Below are 22,599 nucleotides of genomic sequence, written 5' to 3'. Positions count from 1 at the left end.
AAGGACTCCCGCACACCGTGAGCACCACCGATCGCCCAGCGCCGCTCCGCATCCTCATCGGCTGCGACACCTTCCTCCCCGACGTGAACGGCGCCGCCCGCTTCGCCGAGCGCCTCGCCGCCGGCCTCGTGCAGCGCGGCGAGGACGTGCACGTCGTCGCCCCCTCGATCACCCACCGAAAGGCCGGCACCTTCGTCGAGACGATCGAGGGCGAGCGCATGACCGTGCACCGCTGGGCCAGCTGGCGGTGGTACCCGCACGACTGGCTGCGCTTCGTGCTGCCGTGGCGGGCGCGCGGCTACGCGCGGAAGCTCCTCGACCGCGTCCGGCCCGACGTGATCCACATCCAGTCCCACATCGTGATCGGGCGCGCGCTCGCCATCGAGGGCGCGAAGCGCGGGATCCGGATCATCGCCACGAACCACGTGATGCCGGAGAACGTGCTCGACTTCACCCTCCTCCCGGAGCGTGCGAAGCGCGCCTTCGTGCGGTGGGGGTGGCGGGGTGCCGACCGGATCCTGAAGCACGCCGCCGCGGTGACCACCCCGACCCAGCGCGCGGCCGACTTCCTCGAGCGCAACACGCACCGGCGTGGTGTGCGCCCGGTGAGCTGCGGACTCCGCGCCTCGAACTACACGCCCGATCTCACCGAGCGGACGTCGCACCGCCTCGTGTTCGTCGGACGGGTCACGCTCGAGAAGGAGATCGACGTGATCCTGCGCGCGATCCCGCGGCTCGATCCGTCGCTCGACGTCACGTTCACCGTCGTCGGCGACGGTGATCAGCGCAAGCAGCTCGAGAAGCTCGCGACGGAGCTCGGGATCGCCTCGCGTGTGACCTTCACCGGCCGCGTCACCGACGAGGAGCTCCGGGCGTCCCTCACCAATGCCAGCATCTTCGTGATCGCCTCGGTCGCCGAGCTCCAGTCCATCGCCACCATGGAGGCCATGGCCTCGGGCCTCCCGATCGTCGCCGCCGACGCGATGGCGCTGCCGCACCTCGTGCGCGACGGCGAGAACGGGTACCTGTTCCAGCCCGGCAACGACCGCGAACTGGCCGACCGCCTCGAGCGGATCCTCACGATGCCGCGCGAGGAGTACCTGCGCATGCAGCAGGCGTCCCTCGACGCCGTGCAGGTCCACGACATCGATCGCACCCTGGACACCTTCGAGGCGCTCTACCGCGGCGAGCCCGTCGCGAGCTGACCGTGCACATCCTCATCGTCACCGATCAGCATGCCGACTCGCTCGGCGGGGTGCAGGTGGCCATCCGGCTGCAGCGGCGGTTCCTGGAGCGCGCGGGGCACCGCGTCACGATCGCGGCGCCGGCTCTGCACCGGCCCGGGTACACCGTCGACCCGGCTGACGCAGATGCGTACGTCGACCTGCCGTCGTGGCCGATCACGCGGGATCGCGAGTACGGCATCAGCTGGCCCGGCGCCAGCACCGATCGGGCGCTGGCCGCGGCGCTGGCCGCGCGGCCAAGGATCGATCTGGTGCATATCCAGGGGGACTTCTGGGGCGCGCTCATCGGGATCCGCGCCGCCCGCGGGTTGCGGGTGCCGATCCTGCACACGATGCACAACCACGTCGATGAGGGCACCCGCGCCGTCACCCCGCTCGCGCCGGTGGTCTTCCAGGGGCTCCGCGCGTGGCGGGCGCTGGCGCTGGGCCGGACTCGGGGCCGAGTCGACCGCGCGTCACGCGGTGCCTGGCGCTACCTGGCGGAACTCGCGGCAGAAGCCAGCATGGTCATGGCGCCCTCGCGCCACTTCGCCGAAGAGCTCCGGGCCGCCGGGGTCGCGGATCGCATCGAGGTCACGCCCAACGGTGTGGATGACGCGGCGATCACCTCCGTCCGTGCCGTCGCGCGCAGCGAGCGGTCACGACCGAAGCTCATCTGGCTCGGGCGGATGAGCCAGGAGAAGCGCGTGCTCGAGTTCATCGAGGCGATCGGGGAGTCGGGGATCGACGCCGACGTCGCGTTGCACGGGGCGGGGCTGCTGCTGCCGAAGGTGACGAAGCGGATCGCCGAGCTGGGGCTCGCGGATCGGGTGACCGTGCCCGGCCCGGTGCCGTACGCGGAGGCGCTTGCGGCGATGCGGGACGCGGATGCGCTCGTGCAGACATCGATCGGGTTCGAGACGCAGGGGCTCACCCCGTTCGAGGCGGCCGCGCTCGGGACGCCCACGATCTTCTGCGATCCGCAGATCGCGGACGACGTCGCGGTGCGCCCGGAGTGGCGGGTCGAGGACGCGAGTGTGTCGGCGCTCGCGGACACGCTGCGCTCCGCCGTGGCGGCGCTGTCGGCGGATCCCGGTGCGCTCCGGGTGCCCGATGCGGAGTCGGAGCGGTTCCTGCAGTCGTCGCAGACGGCGCGCATGATCGCGCTGTACGAGCGGGTGCTCGCGCGGGCCTGACGTCTGGGGGTGTGAGCGATTTCCGGGAAGATTTCCCTCACCCAGCCCAGCTATCGCTCACCCCCAAGAGAGTGTGAGGAGCGCAGGCCGCAAACAGACAGGGGCGGGACGGGCTCAACGCCCATCCCGCCCCTCCGCAGTCCCAGACTGCGCAGTGCTAGAAGCGCCAGACGACGGCCTCGAAGCCGGCCGGCGGCGCGGGGGTCCAGCTGTCGTTCTCGCCGACGAGGCCGGATCCACCGGGGTTGTTCGACTCGACGATCGAGAAGGTGCCATCAGGGTTCACGCCGGTGATCAGCACCGTGTGGACACCGGTGACCCACGACGAGGGCGACTCGATGTACTCGTACTGGATGATGTCGCCGGGAGCGGCGGTCGCGAGGGTCATGCGCGTCGCGGTGTTGTAGTTCGAGACGGGATCGCCGCCACCGGTCCAGTTGCCGCCGCCCGCGCGGATCCAGCGCTGCGCCGACATGATGCACTCGCCCGGCTGGCTCCAGCCGGTGGGGCGGCTCGTGCCGACCTCGCTCTTCGCGAGGGCGATGGTCGCCTCGACATCGAAGTTGTGGGGGACCTTCGCGATCTCCTCCATCTCGAGAACGGACTTGATCGCCTCGCCCGCGAGCGCATCGCTCGTGGTGTCGAGAGTCTGAGAGACAACGGTCGTCGGCTGCACGGCGGCAGCGGAGGAGGAGAAGTCTTCGATCGGCTCCGCGGCCACCGAGGGGGCCGCTCCAAAGGCGAAGGTCACAGAAGCGATCAAGCTGACCACAAACGCCTTGACAGGTACTCGCACGCGTAAAACTCCGGGGGTTGTCCAACAAAAAACGCCGGGCCGTGGCCCGTGCGCCTCACCTAGTATGCGTTACCGTTCCGTTACTTTTCAAGTCGAGCCGTGATTTTTCTCGAACGCACCGCAACCACTCAGGAATGACTGAGGCCCCCGGACATGGTCCGGGGGCCTCAGTTCTGGCGGAAGTAACAGGATTCGAACCTGCGAGGGCTTGCACCCTACACGCTTTCCAAGCGTGCTCCTTAGGCCACTCGGACATACTTCCGTCAACCATCTTACATGGATCCGGAACCCCGTTCGCGCGCGCCTGGGCCGACCAGCCGCCGAGCCGCCCGCGCCCCGAAGACGCCGTAGAGGATCACGCTCCCCAGCACGGTCATCACCATCACGTACATCGCGGCATACGCGTCGTCATCCCGCATCGCGTTGAACGCCAGGAGCCCGAACACCACGCTGGAGGTGCCGCGCGGGCCCAGCACACCGAGCGCGGTCTGCTCGCGCAGGCTCAAGCCGCTGCCCAGGAACGCCGCGTAGACGGGGATCGCGCGGAACACCGTGAGCGCGAGGAGTGCGAAGACCACCCAGGCCCACTCGAACGGGGTGAAGAACACCAGCGCGGTGACCACGCCAAACATGCTCCACATCACAAGCGCCGACATCTGGCCGATCTCGTCGACGAGCGAGAGCTCGGAGTGGGCGACGTCGTCGTGGCTGTGCGCTCTGCCCAGCCGGGTCATCTTGTAGGCGATCCCTGCGAGGAACGCCGCGACGAAGCCGTTGCCGCCGATCGCGGTCGCGGCGGCGTAGGTCACGAGGGGGATCAGCACCATCGCGATCCGCAACCCGTGGCTCGTCACCCACTCCCGGCGCGAGGCGGCGCGGGCGAGCAGCCCGGTGAGGCCACCGATCCCGACCCCGACGAGCACCGCGAAGCCGAAGGCCGGCACGGCGTCCTCGAGCGCCTCGAGCGGCGACGTCGTGTGCCCGGGCAGGCCCAGGAGGAGCAGCGCGAACGCGAACAGCGGGGAGAAGATGCCGTCGTTGTAGCCGCTCTCGACCGCGAGGCCGTGCCGCAGTCGGCGCGGAATGCCCGGGTCGCGCAGGATCTCGGCCGCGGGCGCGAAGTCGATCGGCAGCACGATGCACGCGATCGCGAGCACCACTCCGATGGACGTCACCCCGAGCATCGGGATCCCGACCGCCACCGTCACGAGGAGGGAGAGCGGCAGGGCGATCCCGAGCAGCCGGCCCACGATCTTCCGCTCACCGCCGAGGAATCCGCCGCGGACCTCCGTCGCGTCGACGAAGAGGAGGAGCGCCAGGATGATCTCGACGGTGCGCTCGGCGAGGTCGGTGTTCAGGTGCTCGGCGACGTCTTCGCGAAGGATGAACCCGATGACGAGTCCGGTCGCGACCATCGCGAGTGGGCCGGAGACGTGCCAGCGCCGGAGACGTTCGCTGACGAGCGACCAGAGCAGCATCGACACCATGCTGCAGACCAGGAGGATGACCATGCCGTCCCTCCGCCTAGTGCTCGACGGCGGTGAGCGTCCGCAGCCCCGCGATCGCGTCCTCGATCGTCGCCTGATCCTTGACGAACGTGAACCGCACCCACGGCGCGAGCGCGGCGGCGGTGGACGACCCGTCGCGGCAGAACGCCGAGATCGGCACGCAGGCGACGCCCGCGAGCTCCGGCAGCGCTCGGGCGAAGGCCGCACCGTCCGGCACCGTGTCGCTCAGGAACGGGGTCGCGTCGGCGCAGACGAAGTAGGTGCCGCCCGGGACGACGACGTCGAAGCCGCTCGACCGCAGGCCCGTGATCAGCAGGTCCCGCCGGGCGCTGAGCGAGTCGCGCAGCTCGGCGATGTCGGCGTCCCCCTCGGAGAGAGCCCGCGCGATCGCCGGCTGGAAGGGTGCGCCGCCCGAGTAGGTGAGGTACTGCTTCACAGCGAGGAGCGCCTCGATGAGCTCGGCGGGGCCGCACGCCCAGCCGACCTTCCACCCGGTCAACGAGAAGGTCTTGCCGGCCGAGGAGATCGTGAGGGTGCGCTCCGCCATCCCCGGCAGGGTCGCGAGCGGGGTGTGGACCTGTCCGTCGTACGTGAGGTGCTCGTAGACCTCGTCCGTGATCACCACGGCGTCGACCCGGGTCGCGGCGGCCGCGATCTGATCGAGCTCGGCGTGGCTGAGCACGGTGCCGGTCGGGTTGTGCGGCGTATTCACGAGGATCAGCCGGGTGCGCTCGGTCACGCGCGCGGCCAGTGCGTCGGTGTCCAGGCGGAACCCGGTCGCATCGGGCACGAGCGGCACCGTGACGTGCGTCGCCCCGGCCATCGCGATCCCGGCGGCGTATGAGTCGTAGAAGGGCTCGATGGTGAGCACCTCGTCGCCCGGTCCCGCGAGGGCCAGGATCGCGGAGGCGATCGCCTCCGTGGCTCCAGCGGTCACCAGGATCTCCCGAGCCGGGTCGAACGTCAGCCCGTAGTGGCGCTGCTGGTGCGCCGCGATCGCCTCGCGCAGCGGCGCGATCCCGCGACCGGGCGGGTACTGGTTCGCGCCGTCCCGAATCGCGGTGACGGCCGCCTCGCGGATCCACTCCGGCCCGTCGGCGTCGGGGAACCCCTGCCCGAGGTTCGCGGCGCCGGTGGCGGCGGCGAGGGCCGTCATCTCCGCGAAGATGGTGGGTCGGGTGGTTCCATCGGGGGAGGCCAGACCGGCTGCCTCTGCGACTGCGCGCCATCGGGGATTCACGTCGCCCAGTCTACGGGCGCGGGCGTTCCGCGGACCACGCCGCGGGCGTCCGCACGAGCCACGCCGCCGGTGACCCGGCGGGCCACGCCGCGGGTGACCCGGCGGGCCACGCCGCGGCGTTGCAACGCGGCGTAACGCGGGCGACGCCCCGCTGATCCGCTGGTAGCGTGATCCGGGCCCCTGCCCCCGCACTCTGGAGAACGCATGACCACCACCCCGCACCTCTCCGCCGACGTGGTGGTCGTCGACCTCGAGGGCACCACGAGTGCCGCGGGGTTCATCCTCGGTGATCTGTACGACTACGCCAGGCCGCGGCTCGAAGCGACCCTCGCGCGTCACGATGCCCCGATCCCCGAGGCGCGTGCGCACGCTATCGCCGAGACCGGGCTCGCGACGAACGCGAGCGACGCCGAGGTCGCTGAGGCGCTCCGCGAGCTCATGGCCTCCGATGTGAAGTCGACGCCGCTGAAGACGATCCAGGGGGTCATCTGGGCCGAGGGGTTCGCCGCGGGCGAGATCCACTCGCACTTCTTCGAGGACGTCGCCCCGAAGCTCCACGCGTGGCACGAGCGCGGGATCCGGCTCGCCGTCTACTCGTCGGGGTCCATCGCCTCGCAGCAGCCCTGGTTCCGTCACGCCCCGCAGGGAGATCTGGCGCCGCTCGTCGAGGCGTGGTTCGACACCGTGAACGCGGGCCCGAAGAAGGAGCCCGCCTCGTACACGCGCATCGCGGAGGCCCTCGGCGTCGATCCCGCGCGCGCACTGTTCCTCACCGACCACCCCGAGGAGGTCACCGCTGCGCTCGCCGCCGGGTGGCAGGTCGTGGCCCTCGACCGCCCGGGTGAGCCGTGGGCGGGATCCGACTTCGCCGCTCCCTCCGCCGCCAGCTTCGCAGAGATCGAGGTCACCCCGTGACGACACTGACCACCCCTCGGATCTCCGAACTGCAGCTGCGCGAGGCCGGCGCCGCACTCGCCTTCGAGGCCGCCCGGTTCGCGGGCAACGGCTGGATGCGCGGCACCGCCGGCAACCTCTCGCTCGTGCTCGACCGCGACCCGCTGCGACTCGCGGTCACGGCCTCGGGCCTCGACAAGTCCGAGCTCACCGAGCGCGACGTCGTGCTGGTCGACGCGGACGGGAAGAGCGCCGACGTCGAGGATCCGAGACGCCCCTCCGCCGAGTCGGGGCTGCACGCGCACATCGCCGCACGCACGGGCGCGCAGGCGATCTTCCACGTGCACGCCCTCGACGCCGTCATCGCGGGCCAGCTCTGGCCGGAGGGCGTGGAGATCCGCGACCTCGAGATGCTGAAGGGCATCGGCCACCCGGCGCACGACACGACGGTGCGGATTCCGGTCATCGCGAACGACCAGGACATGACCGTCGAGGCGGCCCGGTTCGACGCCGTGTACGTCGAGGCGACTCCCGAGGTGCCCGAGGTGCCGGCGATCATCGTCGCCGGGCACGGGATGTACGCCTGGGGTGCGACCGTCGAGGCCGCGCGGCATCACCTCGAGATCACCGAGTGGCTGCTGCGCTACGAAGTCGGGATCCGGGCCGCGACCCGCTGACGGCGTGCGCGGCGTCGGCCGCGCGTGCACAATTGAATTCTGCAACCTGACCCACCCGGACGACCCAGAGGACCTGCCATGACACTGCTCACCGTTTGGAACGAGACCGATCCCGCGACCCCCGTCATCGAGACGACGGAGGAGCAGGAGATCCGAGAGGTGCTGAACGGCCTCGGGGCGCGCTTCTCGCGCTGGGAGGTCAAGGAGTTCGCGGACGACGCGAGCCTGGACGAGATCCTTGCGCTGTACGCCGACGAGGTCGACCAGGTGAAGGTGAGCGAGGGGTACACCCTCGTCGACATCGTCGGGCTCAGCCCGGCCCAGGAGAACTACGACGAGGTGAAGACCCCGTCGCGCGAGAAGTTCCTCTCCGAGCACCGCCACGATGACGACGAGGATCGCTTCTTCGCCAAGGGCGCCGGTGTCTTCTACCTCCACGTCAACGGCAAGGTGCACGCGCTCTATTGCGAGCCCGGGGACCTCGTCTCCGTGCCGGCGAACACGACGCACTGGTTCGACATGGGCACCGCCCCCGAGTTCACCTCGATCCGCTTCTTCCACGACGACGACGGCTGGATCGGGCACTTCACGGGCAGCCCGATCGCGGAGACCTTCGCGACCTTCGATCAGCTCCACGCGCGCCGCAAGGAGCTCGCGGCCGCGTAGCCGTCGGGCGATCTTCCAGTTCGACGCTCTACGCTCGGGGCGTATGGGGGATCCGTACGCAGACGACGCCGCACGCGCGCGACGCCTGGGCCGCCCGGTGGGGCGGTTCATGGCGCGATGGCGCGGCGCGATCCGTCGGCGCCCCTGGTTGAACACCGCCTACAAGGTCGTCGTCACGGTGCTCGGTGCGCTGATCGTGGTCGTCGGGTTGATTCTCGTGCCGCTGCCGGGCCCCGGCTGGCTGATCGTGTTCGTCGGGCTCACGCTGCTCGGGAGCGAGTACCACTGGGCGCGTCGGCTGCTCGGCTGGCTGCGCGCGATGCTCGCGAGATTCTGGGAGCGCTGGAACGCCTGGCGGGCCGCGCGGCGGGAGCGCAAGACGCGCCTCGCGGATCCGCAGGCGGGCTGAGACACCCCGCACACGCAGGAAGGCCCGGGCCAAAGCCCGGGCCTTCCTGCGTTCATCCGCGTTACTTGATCAGCGGGATGTTGAAGATGAACGGCGCCTTCTCGCCGCGGCGGTAGGCGTCGGGAGCCTTCACCGCTGCGATGATGTGGAACACGAACAGCACGATCGAGCCGATCCAGAGCACGACGGCGACGAGCCAGCCGATGTACGGGATCAGCGCGATGATGTAGGTCGCGATGACCACACCGACGCGCAGAAGCGAGAAGTTCAGGTTGTCGCGGTGGTATGCGTACGCCTGCGGGTTGCCCTTGTCCTTCTCGATGAGGAAGAAGATCAGGGCGGGGATCCAGTTGAAGAACACCGACAGCCAGTAGTTCAGCGTGATGTTGCTCACCGGATCGGCGACCGGCTGCTGCGCGTAGCTGGCACCGGGCGGGGGAGCCTGGTAGCCGCCCTGCGGGGGCTGCTGGTAGTGCGGGGCGCCCTGCGGCGGAGCCTGGTAGCCGGGCTGCTGCGGGGCTTGGGGTGCCTGCGGTGCCTGGTACTGCGGCGCAGCGGGCGGAACCGGAGCCGCGGGAGGAGCCGTCGGCGGTGTCGTGGGCGCGGCGGGCGGAGCCGGGGGCGTCACCGGCGCTGCGGGCACTTCGCCCGGCGCATTGCTCGTGGGCTGGCCGCCAGTCTCCTGGCCGTCAGCACCCTCGGGGGGTAACGTAGTCATGTCAGTCTCCTTCAGGAAATTGCGGCGTGACTACGACGTTACCCCACCCGCGGGTGACGTGAAAGAGCGTGACGCCGTGTGGCGATTCCCTAGAAGACGTCCGGGCTCGGCGCGGAGGTGTGCAGGATCGAGACGTCGGCGTGCCGGTCGAAGCGGTAGCCTGTGCCGCGCACCGTGCGCACGATGTCCTGGTACTGCGCCAGCTTCACGCGGAGGCGTCGCACGTGCACGTCGATGGTGCGCTCGTTCGGCACCTCTTCGTCCTGCGCATCGGACCAGAGCGCCGTGATGAGCTCGTCGCGGCTGATCGTGCGTCCCTCGCGCAGCACGAGGTACTGCAGCAGCTCGAACTCGCGGAAGGTGAGGGCGGCGGCGACGTTGTCGAGCAGTACGCGCTTGCGCGAGAGGTCGAGGATCACGCCGCTCGGAGCGCGATCCTGCGCCTCGGCGGTGTCCTGCTTCTGGCGGGCGATCGCGGCCGGGTCGCCGAGCGCGAGGCGCACGACGTCGACGTCGCGTCCTCCGGTGCCGACGGGCGCGAGGGCGACCGCCGCGTAGGTGTCGGCGGCGGGTGCGAGCTGCGCGACGAGCTGCTTGATCTGGGTGACGATGGCGCCCAGCTTCGGATCGCCGTCCTCGATCTTGTCGTCGGCGAGACCGACGTAGAGCGCGAACCCGCGCACCTCGGTGCCCTCGGGGACGTGGCGCTCCGGGGGAGCGGACGGGCCGAGGTCGGCGGTGAGATCCGGGCGCGCGGCGCGGAGTGCGGCGCGGGTGGTGGTGGCGGTGGGAGCTGCGGTGGCGGAGGTGGTGATGGTGCTCATGATGATGACTGTCCTTGTGCTGTGTCCGCCCGAGGGACGCGGAGCCCTGGGCGGGGATGCGGCGATGCCGCTCGAGGTAACGCAGACCGGCGTGAATCGCGGGTCGAGGGGAATCGTGGAGCGAAGCTCACACGAGACGCAGGTCTCGGAATCGAGGCCGTGCGCGGGCGAACGTTCCCGTTACTTGCACATTCGACAGCGCATGCCACTCTGACCGGCCATCATCATGCCGGTATTCCCAATGTTCACCTCGAAGGCGGACAGGGGGCGAGTGGATTCATGCATAAGGCATAGTTAAGCAAACCATTGCCTCGGGTGTCAAGCGCCTGTTGCGAGACGGGAGGCCTTCCGCTTCGCCGAACGCCTCCCGTCTCGCCGAACGCCTCCGAAGTGAGCGCGCAGATCAGAGGCGCTCGGCGAGAACGCGGGGTCTCGGCGCGGTTGAGCGGCCGCGAGTGGGCATGGCGGCCGCGCCCGTGGCCGCGAGTGGGCAGGGCCGCTCGGGGCTAGTCGGCCGTGCCGTAGAGGCGATCGCCCGCGTCGCCGAGCCCGGGCACGATGTAGGCGTGCTCGTTCAGGCCCTCGTCGAGCGCCCCGAGCACCAGCGTCACCTTGCGGTCGCCGGCGGCTTCGCGCAGCACCTCGACCCCCTCGGGGGTACCGAGCACGCAGATCGCGGTCACGTCGTCGGCGCCGCGATCGAAGAGGAACTTGATCGCCGCCGCGAGGGATCCTCCGGTCGCGAGCATCGGGTCGAGTACGAAGCACTGGCGGCCCGACAGGTCGTCGGGGAGGCGCTCGGCGTACGTGGTCGGCTGGAGCGTCTCTTCATCGCGCACCATGCCGAGGAAGCCCACCTCGGCGGTCGGTACGAGCTTCACCATGCCCTCGAGCATGCCGAGCCCCGCGCGCAGAATCGGGACGATGAGCGGGAGCGGCTGGCTCAGCCGAACGCCGGTCGTGGGGGCTACCGGGGTCTGGATCTCGTGCGGCTCGACACGAACCTCGCGCGTCGCCTCGTAGGCCAGGAGCGTCATGAGCTCCTCGATGAGGAGCCGGAACGTGGGTTGCGGAGTTTTGGCGTCGCGCAGCACGGTGAGCTTGTGGGTGATGAGGGGGTGATCCGCAACGAAGACTCGCATGCGCCTATCCTATTCTCGTGACGACCATCCCTCCATCCGGCTTCGAGCGCAGCGCGATGGAGCGGGCGCTCGATGAGGCCCGGCGAGCCGCTGCGTCCGGCGAGATCCCGGTCGGCGCCGTGCTGCTCGGGCCCAGCGGGGAGGTGCTGGGGGTCGGGCACAACACGCGCGAGGCGGTGCCGGATCCCACGGCGCACGCCGAGATCCTCGCGCTGCGTGCCGCGGCGCGAGCGCTCGGCGATCGGATCCTGTCGGGGTGCACCCTGGTCGTGACCCTCGAGCCCTGCGTCATGTGCGCCGGAGCGATTCTCGCGGCGCGGGTGCCGCGAGTGGTGTTCGGCGCGTGGGACGAAAAGGCCGGGGCGGCGGGCAGCGTCTACGACCTGCTGCGCGACGGCCGGCTCCCGCACCCGGTGACCGAGGTGGTCGCCGGGGTGCGGGCCGAGGAGTGCGCGGCGCTGCTCGAGGCGTTCTTCGCCGAGCGCCGCTGAGGGCAACGGCACCTCCTGGCACCCCCCAGCGCCCTCCCGCCCGCTACACCCGCGGCTCGACCGTCACGGCCTCGGCCGCGAACGCCACCGTCACCCGGTCGCCGGCACGGTACGCCTCACCGGCGCCGTGCTGCGACGCCACGGTGGATCCGTCGGAGAACTGCACGACCGTGCGCCGGATCGAACCCAGGAATCCGCTGGACAGCACCGTGCCGGTGAGGTCGCTCGCGGCCTCGCCCGATCCGCCCCGGAGCAGCGTGTGCTCCGGCCGCACGTACGCCGTGACCCGGGCTCCCGCGACGCCCGTGCTCGTGGGCACCGACGCGGGGATCACGGGGATCGGGAGCCCGCGCAGGATCACCCGGTCGCCCCGCAGCTCGCCGTCGACCCGGTTGGAGAGGCCGACGAAGTCGGCGACGAACGGGGACGCCGGCCGCCGGTAGAGGTCCTCGGGGGTGCCGAGCTGCGCGATCCTGCCGGCCTCCATCACCGCCACGCGATCGGAGACCGCGAGGGCCTCCTCCTGGTCGTGGGTCACGAAGATCGTGGTGATCCCGAGCTCCGTCTGAATCGCGCGGATCTGCTCGCGCAGCCGCACCCGCACCTTGGCGTCGAGCGCCGAGAGCGGCTCGTCGAGCAGCAGCGCGCGCGGGCGGGTGACCAGCGCACGAGCGAGGGCGACGCGCTGCTGCTGGCCGCCCGAGAGCTCGTGCGGGTAGCGCTCCGCGAGGTGGTCGAGCCCGACGATCTCGAGCAGCTCTCCGATCCGCCGGGCGCGCTCGGCACGGGACACCCGTCGCATCGCGAGCCCGAACTCGACATTGCGAGCGACGGTGAGGTGCGGGAACAGGGAGTACTGCTGGAACACCATGCCGATGTCGCGTCGGCTCACCGGCACCTCGGTGACGTCGGCGTCGCCGATGCGCACGCGTCCGGCGGTGACCTGCTCGAGCCCGGCGATGCAGCGGAGCGCGGTGGTCTTGCCGCAGCCCGACGGACCGAGCAGGCAGACCAGCTCGCCCGGGGCGAGCGAGAGATCGATGCCGTGGAGGACCGTGGTGGCGCCATAGGACTTGGTGACGCCCTCGAGGTGGACGGCGGAGCCGGTCGCGGCTGCGGGCCGGGTGGTGGGGGCGGTCGACGGGTGGGCGGGCATCTAGGCCCCCTTCTGTGCGTGGGGTCGGGTGCGGGATCGCCGCCGGCGCCGGGGAGCGCCGCCCGTGCTGCTCACGATCAGGAGCACGATGAAAGCCCCGACCAGGGAGAGCAGCGAGACCGCGACCGCGACGAACGGGTCAGACTTCGAGATCTGGAGGAGGGCGACCTGGAGGGTCGTCCGGTTGAGCAGTGAGGAGACGGTGAACTCGCCGAGCACGATGGCGATCGTGAGCAGCGACGCGGCGAGCAGGCCCGTCCGCACCCCGGGCGCGATGACCCGGAGGAGCACGGTGCCCCAGCCGGCGCCGAGGGAGCGCGCGGCCTCGGCGCGAACTCGAGCATCCATCCCCTGGAGATCGGCCGTGATGGCGCGATAGGCGAACGGCAGCACGAGCACGCCGTAGGCGAGGCTCAGGCTCCAGATCCCGGAGCCCACGAGGGAGCCGATGATGCGGTAGATCGGCGCGAAGCCGACGACCAGCACGATCGCCGGGATCGCGATCGGCAGCACCGTGAGGAGGTCGAGCGCCCGCTCCAGCTTCGGGAACCGCAGGTGCACGAGCACAACGGTCGGGAAGAACAGCAGCAGCACGAGGGCGAGCGTCAGGAGCGCGAGCAGCAGCGAGTTGCCGATGCCCTGCACGAGCACCCGGTTGCTCCGCGCGTTCTCCGGGTCGAAGAGCGCGACCCAATGCCCCAGGCCGTAGCCGCCGGAGGTCTGGCGGAGCGTGAACTCGAGCATCGCGACGAGTGGGATCACGAACACCGCGCCGATGATCGCAATGACGAGGATCGCGACGCCGCGGGACGGTCGGCCCGGCACCCGGGCGCTCATCGCTGCCACCTCGCCGCTCGCGCCATGAGGCGTCCGTACGCGAGCATGACGATCGTCATCACGACGATCATGCCGAGCGCGAGGATCCCTGCGGAGCCGGCGACACTGCTGCCCGTCTCACCGATGAGGGCCGCGCGGATCTGCAGCGGCACGATCTGAGAGCCCTGGCTGATGAGGGCGGCCGCCGTCGCGTACGAGGAGAACGCATTGGCGAAGAGCAGGAGCAGCGACCCCAGGAAGCTCGGAGCGAGGAGCGGGAGGCCGACGCGCGACCAGTAGGCCCAGCTCGACCCGCCGAGGGTGGCGACGGCCTCGGCCCAGCGCGGGCGCAGGGCGCTCACGGCGGGGAGGAAGGTGATGACCATGAGCGGCACCTGGAAGTAGAGGTAGGGGAGGATCAGCCCGGGCAATTCGTAGAGCCAGACGCCGTCGGCGTAGAGGTCCACCCCGAACTCCTCGCGGAGCAGGACGGTGATGATGCCCTGGATGCCGATGGTCGCGATGAACGCGAAGGCGAGCATGACCCCGCCGAACTGCGCGAGCACGGAGCTCGCCGAGTCGATGATGCGGCGGAGCAGACTGCGCTCGGGGAGCGCGGCGAGCGCCCAGCAGAGCACGGCACCGATGACCGCGCCCACGACGGCGGTGAGGGCGCTGATCCACATGCTCGCGCCGAACGCGGCGAGGGATTCGGGGCTCGCGAGCACCGCGAGATTCGCGAGGGTGAAGCCGTCCTCACTGCCGAAGCCGCTCGCGATGGCCAGCAGGGTGGGGACGGCGAGGAAGAGGAGGACGTAGGCGGTGAAGGGGGCGAGGCCGAGCGCCGGGAGCGCGCGGGTCAGCCGGGAGCGGGATGCGGAGGTCATGGTGAGGAGAGCACGTGTGGCACGCACAGAGTGGGGGTGCCGGGCGCGGCCCGGCACCCCCATTCGGGCCTACTGGATCGTGGCGGCCCAGCGCTCGGTGAGCACCGCGTTCGCGGCCTCGGTCTGGGCCTCGTCCGGCGAGATCCAGTCGGAGCTGTCGGTGCCGAAGGTCGCCTCCTCGATGAGCGTCTCGTCGGCGCTTCCGGCGGCCGCCAGCGCGTCGACGCGAACCGGAACGGCGTTGGCCTCGAGGAAGAGGGCCTGGGCCTCGTCCGAGAAGATCCACTCCTGCCACAGGCGGGCTGCGGCCGGGTGCGGAGCGTCCGTGTTGATCGCCTCGTTGTAGAAGGAGACGTAGGCGGCACCGGGGAGCACCGTGGTCTTCCAGCTGGGCTTGTCCGCCGCCGCGGCGACGTTGTTGAAGGACCAGTCGAAGACCGCGGGGGTCTCTCCCGAGGCGATGGTCGCGGGCGTCGGATCGAGCGTCAGCAGGTTGCCCGCCTGGCGCAGATCGCCGACGAAGTCGATGCCGGGACCGAAGTCGTCGACCCCGCCGCCGTTCAGCGCCGAGATCCAGCCGACGGCGGCGAACGCGGCACCGGCCTGCGTGGGATCGCCGTTCAGCGCGACGGCGCCGCGGTACTCCGCGCCGGCCAGGTCCTCGAGGGAGGTCGGCTCCGGCAGAGTGTCGGAGTCGTAGCCGATCGACATGATGCCCGAGTAGTTGTTGACCCAGAGGCCGTCGGGGTGCTTGTTCTCGTCGGGAATGTCGTCCCAGGTCTCAACCTTGTAGGCGGCGAACATGTCGGTGTTCTCGAGCGCGACGGCTGTGCCGAGATCGAACACGTCAGGTGCCGTGTCCTGCCCGGCGAGGTTCTCGGCGGCCTGGATCTCCTCGGCGCTCGATGCGTCAGGGGAGGCAGAGTTGACGGTGATGCCGTACTCGTCCTCGAAGCCGGCGATGATCTCGCCGTAGTTCGCCCAGGTCTCCGGCAGGGCGATGACGTTGAGCTCGCCCTCGGCCTGTGCGGCGGCGATGAGTCCCTCGAGGCCGCCGAAGTCCTCGGCGCTCGTGGCGGTGGCGGCGTCGACCTCGGAGCCCGAGGCGTCGGTGGCGTCGGCTCCGGACGGGGCGCACGCGGTGAGCGTGCCTCCGATCACGAGGAGGCTGGCGAGGGCCGCAGAGCGCAGGAGTGCGCGTGAAGTCACTTCAGATCCTTCCGATACTGGTGTCGGATCGCCGTGGTGGCGCAAGCGGCGGCTGCGTTTCGCAGCGCCGATCCGAAACACCACGGTAGGAGCCGCAAGTGTTGCGTTGGCAACGCCCCGGGAAACGCGCGGTGTCCATCCGGAGATGGGCGCCGATCGTTATCGGGGCGTGACCGGGGTCGGTCGGACGCGGTCGATTCGGATCGCGTCAGAACCGGTCAGAACCGGTCGGGGTCGGTCGGGATCGGTCGCGTCAGTCGCTCGAGAGCATCACGATGGAGCTCGTCGTCGGCTGCGACACGTTGGGGTCGAGGTAGACGTCCGGCTCCAGGTAGATCACGCGCGCGGCCGGCACGGCCTCGCGGATCCGGCGCTCGGCGAGGTTCACGATGGCGGAGACCTCCTGCATCGTGCAGGTCGACGGCAGGCTGATCTTCGCGCCGACCATGAACTCATCGGGACCGAGGTAGAGGGTCTTCATGTGGATGATGCGGTCGATGTCCTTGCCGGCCAGGATCGCGGCTTCGATCTTGGCCACGTCCTCGTCGCCCGCGCCCTCGCCCACGAGGAGGCTCTTCACCTCGACGCCGATGATGACGGCCACGCCCACGAGCAGCACGCCGATGGCGATGGTCGAGATGCCGTCGAAGAGGCTGTTGCCGGTGAGGACCGTGAGTCCGACACCGAAGAACGCGATGACGAGGCCGAGGAGCGCCGCGATGTCCTCCAGGAGCACGACCGGCAGCTCCGGGGCCTTCGAGCGGCGGATGAACTGGAACCAGCTGGAGTCGCCCTTGTGGGGGCGGCTCTCGCGGACCGCGGTGCGCAGGGAGAAGCTCTCGAGCACGATCGCGATGGCGAGCACCAGGAGCGGGAGCCACCACATCTCGAGCGGGTGCGGGTGCTGGATCTTCGAGATGCCCTCGTAGATCGAGAACACGCCACCGATGGAGAAGAGCACGATCGCGACGACGAACGCGTAGACGTAGCGCACGCGGCCGTGGCCGAAGGGGTGCTCCTTGTCGGCCTCCTTGCGCGCCCGCTTGCCGCCGAGCAGCAGGAGGAGCTGGTTGCCCGAGTCGGCGAGCGAGTGCACACCCTCCGCCAGCATCGAGGACGAGCCCGAGAACGCCCACGCGATGAACTTGGTGATCGCGATGCCCATGTTCGCGAGAAATGCCGCGATGATCGCCTTGCTGCCGCCTGTAGCGCTCATGCCCAGTTGCCTCCCGAGTGCGCGGGTCGCCGTGATCCGCTCGATGCCGACATTCTACGCGGCACCGTCCGGGCGGGCGGAATGCGACGTGACTCGTCTGACAGGCTCGGGAGTGGCCGCGTGTGGCTCGCAGTGGGCGGCAAGGCGGGGCCCGCGCGTTGCGTTCCGAGCGCTGGGACCCGCGCGTCGCGTCAATTACGGAGGAGATCTCACGTATGGCGGACGTCTTTCGGCACTTCACTCCTGCGCACGTGAGATCTCCGTCATGATTGCTGGGCGGCACAGAGGTGCGGGCCGGGTGTCCGGGGTCGGCCGTAGACTGCACGGGTGAGTGAAACGACCGCGACCCCCGCCCCCGCAGCCCTGCCCCGCACCGCCATGATCGGCGTCGGTTCGATGGGCGGTGCGATCCTCGCCGGGCTCCGCGCGCCCGGCGTGCAGATCGAGACGCCGATCGCCATCACCACACGATCGGCTGAGAGCGCCGCCGCGTTCGACGGCGCCGACGACGTCGTCGCGCGGTCGTCCGAGACCGATGCCGACGCGAACCGCGAGGCCGTGCGCGGGGCGGGGCTCGTGATCCTCGCGGTCAAGCCGTGGATGATCCTCGACGTCGCCCGCGAGATCTCGGACGCGCTCGAGCCGGGTGCGATCGTCGTGAGCGTGGCGGCCGGCGTGCCGACCGCACCCATCGAAGCGGCCCTGCCCGCCGGGGTGGCGGTCGTGCGCGCGATGCCGAACACCCCCTCCCTGATCGGACGGGGCGTGACCGGGATCGCGCCGGGAGCGACCGCCGACGCGGCCGCCGTGGACACGGTGCGTCGCCTGTTCGAGACGGTGGGGACGGCGCTGGTGGTGCGGGAGGACCAGATCGATGCGGTCGCCGCGGTCTCCGGATCGGGGCCCGCCTACCTCTTCCTCTTCGCCGAGGAGATGACGGCGGCGGCGCGGCGCCTCGGCTTCGACGACGCGCAGGCGGAGGTGCTCGCGCAGGGCACGATCGCCGGGTCGGCCGAGCTCATGGCGCGCGACGACGACGACCCCGCGGAGCTCCGACGGCGCGTGACGAGCCCGAAGGGCACGACCGAGCAGGCCATCCTCGTGCTGCAGGCCGCGGGCTGGGCCGACCTCTTCGACCGCGCGCTCGCCGCCAACATCCGCCGCTCCGAGGAGCTGGCGGGAGAGTAGGCGCCGGGTCGCGGTCGCCCGATCGCCGCGTGAGACCGATCCTGGCGCGAGCCGGCCGCACTCCTGGGTCGCCTCGCTACCCGATCGCGGCGAAGCGCTCCACGTCCGACGCCGTCCCCGACACGATGATGAGGTCGTGCGGCGAGATCACGGTGTCCTGGGTCGCGTGCGAGAACGGCTGGCCCGGTGTCTTCACGCCGACGACGGTCACCCGGTAGCGCGTGCGCACCCCGCTCTCCGTGAGCGACCGGCCTCGGATCGACCGCGGCGGGTACATCTTCACGATGACGTAGTTGTCGTCGAACTGGATGAAGTCGAGCATGCTGCCGCTGAGCAGGTGGGCGACGCGCTCACCGGCCTCGCGCTCCGGATAGATGACGTGGTTCACGCCGATCCGCTCGAGGATCTTGCCGTGCGACGCGGAGATGGCCTTCGCCCAGATCTGCGGGATCCCGAGATCCACGAGGTTCGCGGCGATCAGCACACTCGCCTCGATCGAGGCGCCGGTGGCGACGACGGCGATCTGGAACTCGTCCGCGCCGATCTGCCGGAGCGCCTCCATGGAGCGGGCATCGGCCTGCACCGCATGCGTCACCCGATCCGACCACTTCTGCACGAGCAGCGGGTCGGTGTCGACGACGAGGACCTCGCGGTCCTGCCGGTCCAGCTGTCCAGCGGTCGAGGCGCCGAAGCGCCCGAGACCGATCACGATGACCGGGGCATCACTGCGAATATCAACCAACGATCGGCCTTTCTTCGGGGAGGCGGAAGAGGCGGGAACGGCTGGTCGCCGCGACGGCGGCCGCCAGCGTCACCGTCCCCACACGACCCGCCCACATGGTGGCGGCGAGGACGTATTTGCCGGGGTCCGAGACCTCGGCCGAGAGCCCGGTCGTCAGCCCGCAGGTGCCGAACGCGGAGATGACTTCGAACAGTACGACGTCGAGCGATCGGCCCGTCATGTGCATGAGGGTCACGGTCGAGACGAGCACGATGGTCGCGCCCCAGATGAGCACCGAGATCGCGACCCGCAGCACCTCGTTCGGGATCCGGCGGTCGAACGCCTGCATGTCCTGGTACCCGCGCGCCTCGGCGTAGGCCGCGAGGAAGAGCACGGCGATGGTCGTGACCTTGATGCCACCCGCGGTGGATGCGGATCCTCCGCCCACGAACATGAGCATGTCCATCACCAGCAGCGTCGAACCGTTCATGTCCGCGGGATCCACGATCCCGAGTCCACCCGACCGGGTCATGATGGACATGTATCCCGCGTTGAAGAGGGTCTGCCCGACGTCCTGCGCGCCGAGGGTCCGTGCGTTGTTCCACTCGAGCGCCGTGATCGCGAGCCAGCCGAAGACCACGAAGATGAGGGTGGTCGTGAGCGTCAGCTTGGTGTGGAGGCCGAGCCGCTTGTGCGCACGCCAGCCGCCGCCGATGACGTAGCGGTAGAGGGCGAAGATGACGGGAAAACCGATGGCGCCGAGGAAGACGCCGACGGCGATGACCGAGAGCAGGTAGAAGTCGTTGGCGAACGGCTCGAGGCCGCCCACCAGCGGCACGAAGCCGGTGTTCGTGAACGCGGAGGCCGCCAGGTAAAAGCTGTTCCACAGGGCGTGCCAGAAGTCGTAGCCGGCCGCCATGAGGCTCGGCATGATGAGCGCGGTGAGCACGACCTCGATGACGAGCAGGCTCGTCGCGACCGCGGCGAGCAGCCCGCCGATCTCACCGAGGCCGACGGCCTGGCTCTCGGAGACGCCCCGTCCCATGCGCATGGGGTTCGTGTCGCTCGCGGCCAGGAGGCGCTGCCGCAGGCCCAGGCGCCGCGTCACCGTGAGTCCGAGGATGCTCGCGAGGGTGAGCACGCCGATGCCGCCGATCTGGAGCCCGACGAGAATGACGATCTCGCCGAAGAACGACCAGTGCACCGCCATGTCCACCGTCGAGAGGCCGGTGACGCAGATCGCGGAGACGGCGGTGAAGAGCGCATCGGCGAATGGCGTCATCTCGCCGCTGCGGCTGGAGAACGGGAGCGCCAGCAGGGCGGTCCAGACCATGATGAGCGCGGTGAAGACCAGGAGTGCGAACCGCGGCGGCGACGACTGGATCATCGCGTTGATCCAGGACTTCTGTGCGAGCGGGGCGGAGGCCCGATTGCTCGCGGTGAGTGCCCGCACGACTGCTTCTTTCCTGGGTGAGATCGATCCCGATTCGGTCGACGTTGTCATGCTACACACCAATGCGGGCTAACCTGGGGCTATGCCAGATATTTTCGGGGTCATCGCTGACGCGACACGACGCGACATCCTGCAGGTGTTGCTCGAGCGACACCTGCGTGACGAGGAAATCAGCGTGTCCGAGATCGTGAGCCGGCTGGAGATCAGCCAGCCCACCGTCTCGAAGCACCTCAAGGTGCTGCGCGAGGCCGAGTTGGTGACCGTGCGCGAGGAGGGGCAGCACCGCTTCTACTCGCTCGATCCCGAGCCCCTCGAGATGGTCGAGGACTTCGTGATCCCGTTCCTCTCCGCCGGGTTCGACACCGAGGTCACGGTCGAGTATCTCTCCGAGGACGGTGAGCGGGTGCCGGGACCGGGGTCGACGGATTCCTTCGGCGATGCCGCGGACGGCGACGAGGTGCTCTCGGAGGAGGCCACCGCGGCGGCCGAGCGCATCGGTCGGGCCGCGGCGCTCGCCGAGAACCGGGTGAAGGAACTCGTCGCCCGCTTCCGCCTGCGAGGGTGACCCCCGTCCCATGATCAGGGATATTGCGGTGTGATTTCTTCTGAGCGGGACTCGATAGTAAGATATGTGTTTTGTGGGCCACGCTCCGGCGGCCCTGGAGACGTTGTGAGGTAACCGTGGGTTCAGTAATCAAGAAGCGCCGTAAGCGTATGTCGAAGAAGAAGCACCGCAAGCTGCTTCGGAAGACGCGTCACCAGCGCCGCAACAAGAAGTAGATTTCGATAGCGGTTGGCAGCGGTTGTGTATCTCTGCCAGCCGCTATTTCATGCCCTTTTCGCCGTTGTGGGGCATAGTGAAGAATGGTCCGCATTTGGCATACCTGCGGACAAATTGAGGACAGTCTGCGGACCGTTCCGCCTGATGGCAAATCAGGCAAGGCGACGTCACGAACGTCGCTATTAGACGTTCGTGACGGCTGATTAGATTCCCGGGTCCTGGGATGGCCTGACTAGGTTCCCACGCACAGTTGGCGACCGCGCGTCTACTCGCTGATACCTTGTCGTCATGGATGAGAGCCTTCCGGTGAAGCCAGACGAAGTGTGGCACTACACCACAGCTGCGGGACTGAGGGGAATAGTCGAGAACGACTACCTCTTTGCCTGTCCTGCCACTCAAATGAACGACGCGAAAGAACTACTTGAGGGTAGGGAAGTCGTCGAGAAGGCGCTCGCTGAAGAAGCGATGTCAGAGAATCCTGGTTTTCTCGCGAATGCCTTGGCTTTGCTAGGCACATTTGCGGAGACAGTAGATGAATCAGAAGGCCTCTATCTCGTTAGCGCCTCAACGAATGGAGACAATCTTTCGTTGTGGAGGAACTATGGCGAAAGTGCGAGTTACGCCATTCGATTCGACCCCGATAAGAGACTTCGCCCGATCGTGGATCTCGGGTCACTTGATCGAGAATTGGGCCCCGACGAATTACCCGGGATCAAGCTGGACGCTCCGTATCCTCACGCGGCAGCTACTATCTCGAATGACTGGGTTGCAGTTGATTACGAGCAGGAGACAGCCGAGCAACTCGCCCGTCAGATAGCTCATGCCGCGCGAAGAGCCGGAGGGCCGGATGATCTCCATCGGAGCTTCATTACTGACTATCGTTCGAGAATCCTGGGGAGGACGAAACACTCTTCCTTTTCAGCGGAGTCGGAAGTCCGCAAGATTATTCGAGTGTCGCCAGAGCAGGCGTTCCTCGGATTTCGAGACTCTCCCCGAGGATTGGCCCGCCACGTCCGGGTCGGCTATTCCACACTCGAGCCTCTTGGTGACTCGCTCACAGTGGGAGGGAAAAGAATCCATGCCTGCATAGAAACGGTCGAGAAGCTGCCCATCCTCGAAGTTAAACTCAGCCCGACAGGTCATAGGAGCTCGGCATTGAGGACGCTCGAGAACTTTTTGGCTGTTAACGGATATAGGGACGTGGAACTCTCAAGAAGTGCGTCCCCGTTCATTGGCTAGCTGAGCTTTCGGTACATGTTCCTCAGATTGAGCCCGTGCGGGGGCGAAGCGAAGTATCCATTGGGTTTCGAGACTTCGTGCTCGTGGGAGCCATTCCGAAGCGTGCGACAATGCACGCCCTAATGGCTTCGGATAACTAAATGGGCACG

General features: G+C 69.1%; 24 protein-coding genes and 1 tRNA gene. 11 read left to right on the top strand and 14 right to left on the bottom strand.

Annotation, left to right across the window (positions count from 1 at the left end; translation table 11 throughout):
• Nucleotides 1-17 precede the first annotated feature (17 nt).
• Both MUN76_RS08020 and MUN76_RS08015 read left to right on the top strand, forming a co-directional pair.
• Complete coding sequence (locus MUN76_RS08020; RefSeq protein WP_244683819.1) at nucleotides 18-1,205, top strand: glycosyltransferase; 1,188 nt, start codon at nucleotides 18-20, stop codon at nucleotides 1,203-1,205.
• A gap of 2 nt (nucleotides 1,206-1,207) precedes the next feature.
• Nucleotides 1,208-2,419 carry a glycosyltransferase gene (locus MUN76_RS08015; RefSeq protein WP_244683818.1) on the top strand — a complete coding sequence of 404 codons (1,212 nt, stop codon included), beginning with the start codon at nucleotides 1,208-1,210 and terminating at the stop codon, nucleotides 2,417-2,419.
• A 157-nt stretch (nucleotides 2,420-2,576) separates the two neighbouring features.
• On the opposite strand, the gene MUN76_RS08010 is transcribed toward MUN76_RS08015, so the two are convergent.
• The 4 genes from MUN76_RS08010 to MUN76_RS07995 all read right to left on the bottom strand — a co-directional run bounded on the left by MUN76_RS08010 (nucleotide 2,577) and on the right by MUN76_RS07995 (nucleotide 5,963).
• Nucleotides 2,577-3,215, bottom strand: coding sequence for a lipase (locus tag MUN76_RS08010; RefSeq protein ID WP_244683817.1), 639 nt, complete (start codon nucleotides 3,213-3,215; stop codon nucleotides 2,577-2,579).
• A 174-nt stretch (nucleotides 3,216-3,389) separates the two neighbouring features.
• Nucleotides 3,390-3,477: transfer RNA gene (locus tag MUN76_RS08005), tRNA-Ser, on the bottom strand.
• A gap of 10 nt (nucleotides 3,478-3,487) precedes the next feature.
• A complete protein-coding gene (locus MUN76_RS08000) occupies nucleotides 3,488-4,726 on the bottom strand; it encodes a cation:proton antiporter domain-containing protein (RefSeq protein ID WP_244683816.1) in 1,239 nt (412 codons plus the stop codon).
• Between the two features lie 13 nt (nucleotides 4,727-4,739).
• Complete coding sequence (locus MUN76_RS07995; protein WP_244683815.1) at nucleotides 4,740-5,963, bottom strand: pyridoxal phosphate-dependent aminotransferase; 1,224 nt, start codon at nucleotides 5,961-5,963, stop codon at nucleotides 4,740-4,742.
• A 204-nt stretch (nucleotides 5,964-6,167) separates the two neighbouring features.
• Between MUN76_RS07995 and mtnC the strand changes: the two genes are divergently transcribed.
• The 4 genes from mtnC to MUN76_RS07975 all read left to right on the top strand — a co-directional run bounded on the left by mtnC (nucleotide 6,168) and on the right by MUN76_RS07975 (nucleotide 8,609).
• Nucleotides 6,168-6,878, top strand: a complete 711-nt coding sequence (gene mtnC, locus MUN76_RS07990) for an acireductone synthase (RefSeq protein WP_244683814.1) — start codon at nucleotides 6,168-6,170, stop codon at nucleotides 6,876-6,878.
• Nucleotides 6,875-7,534 carry a methylthioribulose 1-phosphate dehydratase gene (mtnB, locus tag MUN76_RS07985; RefSeq protein ID WP_244683813.1) on the top strand — a complete coding sequence of 220 codons (660 nt, stop codon included), beginning with the start codon at nucleotides 6,875-6,877 and terminating at the stop codon, nucleotides 7,532-7,534. The genes mtnC and mtnB overlap by 4 nt, the downstream gene beginning before the upstream one ends.
• A 78-nt stretch (nucleotides 7,535-7,612) precedes the next feature.
• Nucleotides 7,613-8,200: a 1,2-dihydroxy-3-keto-5-methylthiopentene dioxygenase gene (locus MUN76_RS07980; RefSeq protein WP_244683811.1), complete on the top strand. Its 588-nt coding sequence runs from the start codon at nucleotides 7,613-7,615 to the stop codon at nucleotides 8,198-8,200.
• 43 nt (nucleotides 8,201-8,243) lie between these two features.
• Nucleotides 8,244-8,609, top strand: a complete 366-nt coding sequence (locus tag MUN76_RS07975; protein WP_244683809.1) for a TIGR02611 family protein — start codon at nucleotides 8,244-8,246, stop codon at nucleotides 8,607-8,609.
• A gap of 61 nt (nucleotides 8,610-8,670) precedes the next feature.
• Here the strand turns inward: MUN76_RS07975 and MUN76_RS07970 are convergent, their stop codons facing one another.
• From MUN76_RS07970 to upp, 3 genes are all read right to left on the bottom strand, one after another.
• Complete coding sequence (locus MUN76_RS07970) at nucleotides 8,671-9,327, bottom strand: DUF4870 domain-containing protein (protein WP_244683807.1); 657 nt, start codon at nucleotides 9,325-9,327, stop codon at nucleotides 8,671-8,673.
• 89 nt (nucleotides 9,328-9,416) lie between these two features.
• Nucleotides 9,417-10,151 carry a winged helix-turn-helix domain-containing protein gene (locus MUN76_RS07965; protein WP_244683805.1) on the bottom strand — a complete coding sequence of 245 codons (735 nt, stop codon included), beginning with the start codon at nucleotides 10,149-10,151 and terminating at the stop codon, nucleotides 9,417-9,419.
• A gap of 506 nt (nucleotides 10,152-10,657) precedes the next feature.
• Complete coding sequence (gene upp / locus MUN76_RS07960; RefSeq protein WP_244683803.1) at nucleotides 10,658-11,293, bottom strand: uracil phosphoribosyltransferase; 636 nt, start codon at nucleotides 11,291-11,293, stop codon at nucleotides 10,658-10,660.
• 56 nt (nucleotides 11,294-11,349) lie between these two features.
• Here upp and MUN76_RS07955 point away from each other — a divergent pair, with 56 nt between their 5' ends.
• On the top strand, nucleotides 11,350-11,784 hold the full coding sequence (locus tag MUN76_RS07955; RefSeq protein WP_244688718.1) for a nucleoside deaminase: 435 nt from the start codon (nucleotides 11,350-11,352) through the stop codon (nucleotides 11,782-11,784).
• A 43-nt stretch (nucleotides 11,785-11,827) separates the two neighbouring features.
• Here MUN76_RS07955 and MUN76_RS07950 read toward each other — a convergent pair whose 3' ends face one another.
• From MUN76_RS07950 to MUN76_RS07930, 5 genes are all read right to left on the bottom strand, one after another.
• On the bottom strand, nucleotides 11,828-12,940 hold the full coding sequence (locus tag MUN76_RS07950; protein WP_244683802.1) for an ABC transporter ATP-binding protein: 1,113 nt from the start codon (nucleotides 12,938-12,940) through the stop codon (nucleotides 11,828-11,830).
• Nucleotides 12,941-13,777: an ABC transporter permease gene (locus tag MUN76_RS07945; protein ID WP_244683800.1), complete on the bottom strand. Its 837-nt coding sequence runs from the start codon at nucleotides 13,775-13,777 to the stop codon at nucleotides 12,941-12,943.
• Nucleotides 13,774-14,643 carry an ABC transporter permease gene (locus tag MUN76_RS07940; RefSeq protein WP_244683798.1) on the bottom strand — a complete coding sequence of 290 codons (870 nt, stop codon included), beginning with the start codon at nucleotides 14,641-14,643 and terminating at the stop codon, nucleotides 13,774-13,776. The genes MUN76_RS07945 and MUN76_RS07940 overlap by 4 nt, the downstream gene beginning before the upstream one ends.
• Nucleotides 14,644-14,712: 69 nt before the next feature.
• Complete coding sequence (locus MUN76_RS07935; RefSeq protein WP_244683797.1) at nucleotides 14,713-15,852, bottom strand: ABC transporter substrate-binding protein; 1,140 nt, start codon at nucleotides 15,850-15,852, stop codon at nucleotides 14,713-14,715.
• 253 nt (nucleotides 15,853-16,105) lie between these two features.
• On the bottom strand, nucleotides 16,106-17,068 hold the full coding sequence (locus MUN76_RS07930) for a cation diffusion facilitator family transporter (protein ID WP_244683795.1): 963 nt from the start codon (nucleotides 17,066-17,068) through the stop codon (nucleotides 16,106-16,108).
• A gap of 378 nt (nucleotides 17,069-17,446) precedes the next feature.
• Here MUN76_RS07930 and proC point away from each other — a divergent pair, with 378 nt between their 5' ends.
• A complete protein-coding gene (gene proC / locus MUN76_RS07925) occupies nucleotides 17,447-18,256 on the top strand; it encodes a pyrroline-5-carboxylate reductase (protein ID WP_244688716.1) in 810 nt (269 codons plus the stop codon).
• Nucleotides 18,257-18,332: 76 nt separating this feature from the next.
• Here the strand turns inward: proC and MUN76_RS07920 are convergent, their stop codons facing one another.
• Together MUN76_RS07920 and MUN76_RS07915 are read right to left on the bottom strand one after the other, a co-directional pair.
• Nucleotides 18,333-18,998 (bottom strand): potassium channel family protein, encoded by a 666-nt coding sequence (locus MUN76_RS07920; RefSeq protein ID WP_244683793.1) that lies wholly within the window; start codon nucleotides 18,996-18,998, stop codon nucleotides 18,333-18,335.
• Nucleotides 18,991-20,364, bottom strand: coding sequence for a TrkH family potassium uptake protein (locus MUN76_RS07915; RefSeq protein WP_244688714.1), 1,374 nt, complete (start codon nucleotides 20,362-20,364; stop codon nucleotides 18,991-18,993). Before MUN76_RS07915 ends, MUN76_RS07920 begins: the two co-directional genes overlap by 8 nt.
• 148 nt (nucleotides 20,365-20,512) lie before the next feature.
• On the opposite strand from MUN76_RS07915, the gene MUN76_RS07910 reads away from it, so the two are divergent.
• The 3 genes from MUN76_RS07910 to MUN76_RS07900 all read left to right on the top strand — a co-directional run bounded on the left by MUN76_RS07910 (nucleotide 20,513) and on the right by MUN76_RS07900 (nucleotide 22,450).
• The gene (locus MUN76_RS07910) at nucleotides 20,513-20,995 is read left to right on the top strand and encodes an ArsR/SmtB family transcription factor (RefSeq protein WP_244683791.1); all 483 of its coding nucleotides are present in this window, start codon (nucleotides 20,513-20,515) and stop codon (nucleotides 20,993-20,995) included.
• A 116-nt stretch (nucleotides 20,996-21,111) separates the two neighbouring features.
• Nucleotides 21,112-21,210 (top strand): 30S ribosomal protein bS22, encoded by a 99-nt coding sequence (locus MUN76_RS07905; RefSeq protein ID WP_005504750.1) that lies wholly within the window; start codon nucleotides 21,112-21,114, stop codon nucleotides 21,208-21,210.
• 289 nt (nucleotides 21,211-21,499) lie between these two features.
• Nucleotides 21,500-22,450, top strand: coding sequence for a DUF2971 domain-containing protein (locus MUN76_RS07900; RefSeq protein WP_244683790.1), 951 nt, complete (start codon nucleotides 21,500-21,502; stop codon nucleotides 22,448-22,450).
• Nucleotides 22,451-22,599 lie beyond the last annotated feature (149 nt).

The sequence above is a fragment of the Leucobacter rhizosphaerae genome (assembly GCF_022919175.1).
Taxonomy (GTDB): domain Bacteria; phylum Actinomycetota; class Actinomycetes; order Actinomycetales; family Microbacteriaceae; genus Leucobacter; species Leucobacter rhizosphaerae.
Note: the sequence above shows the minus strand (reverse complement) of the source record. Positions and strands in the feature narration are given on the sequence as shown.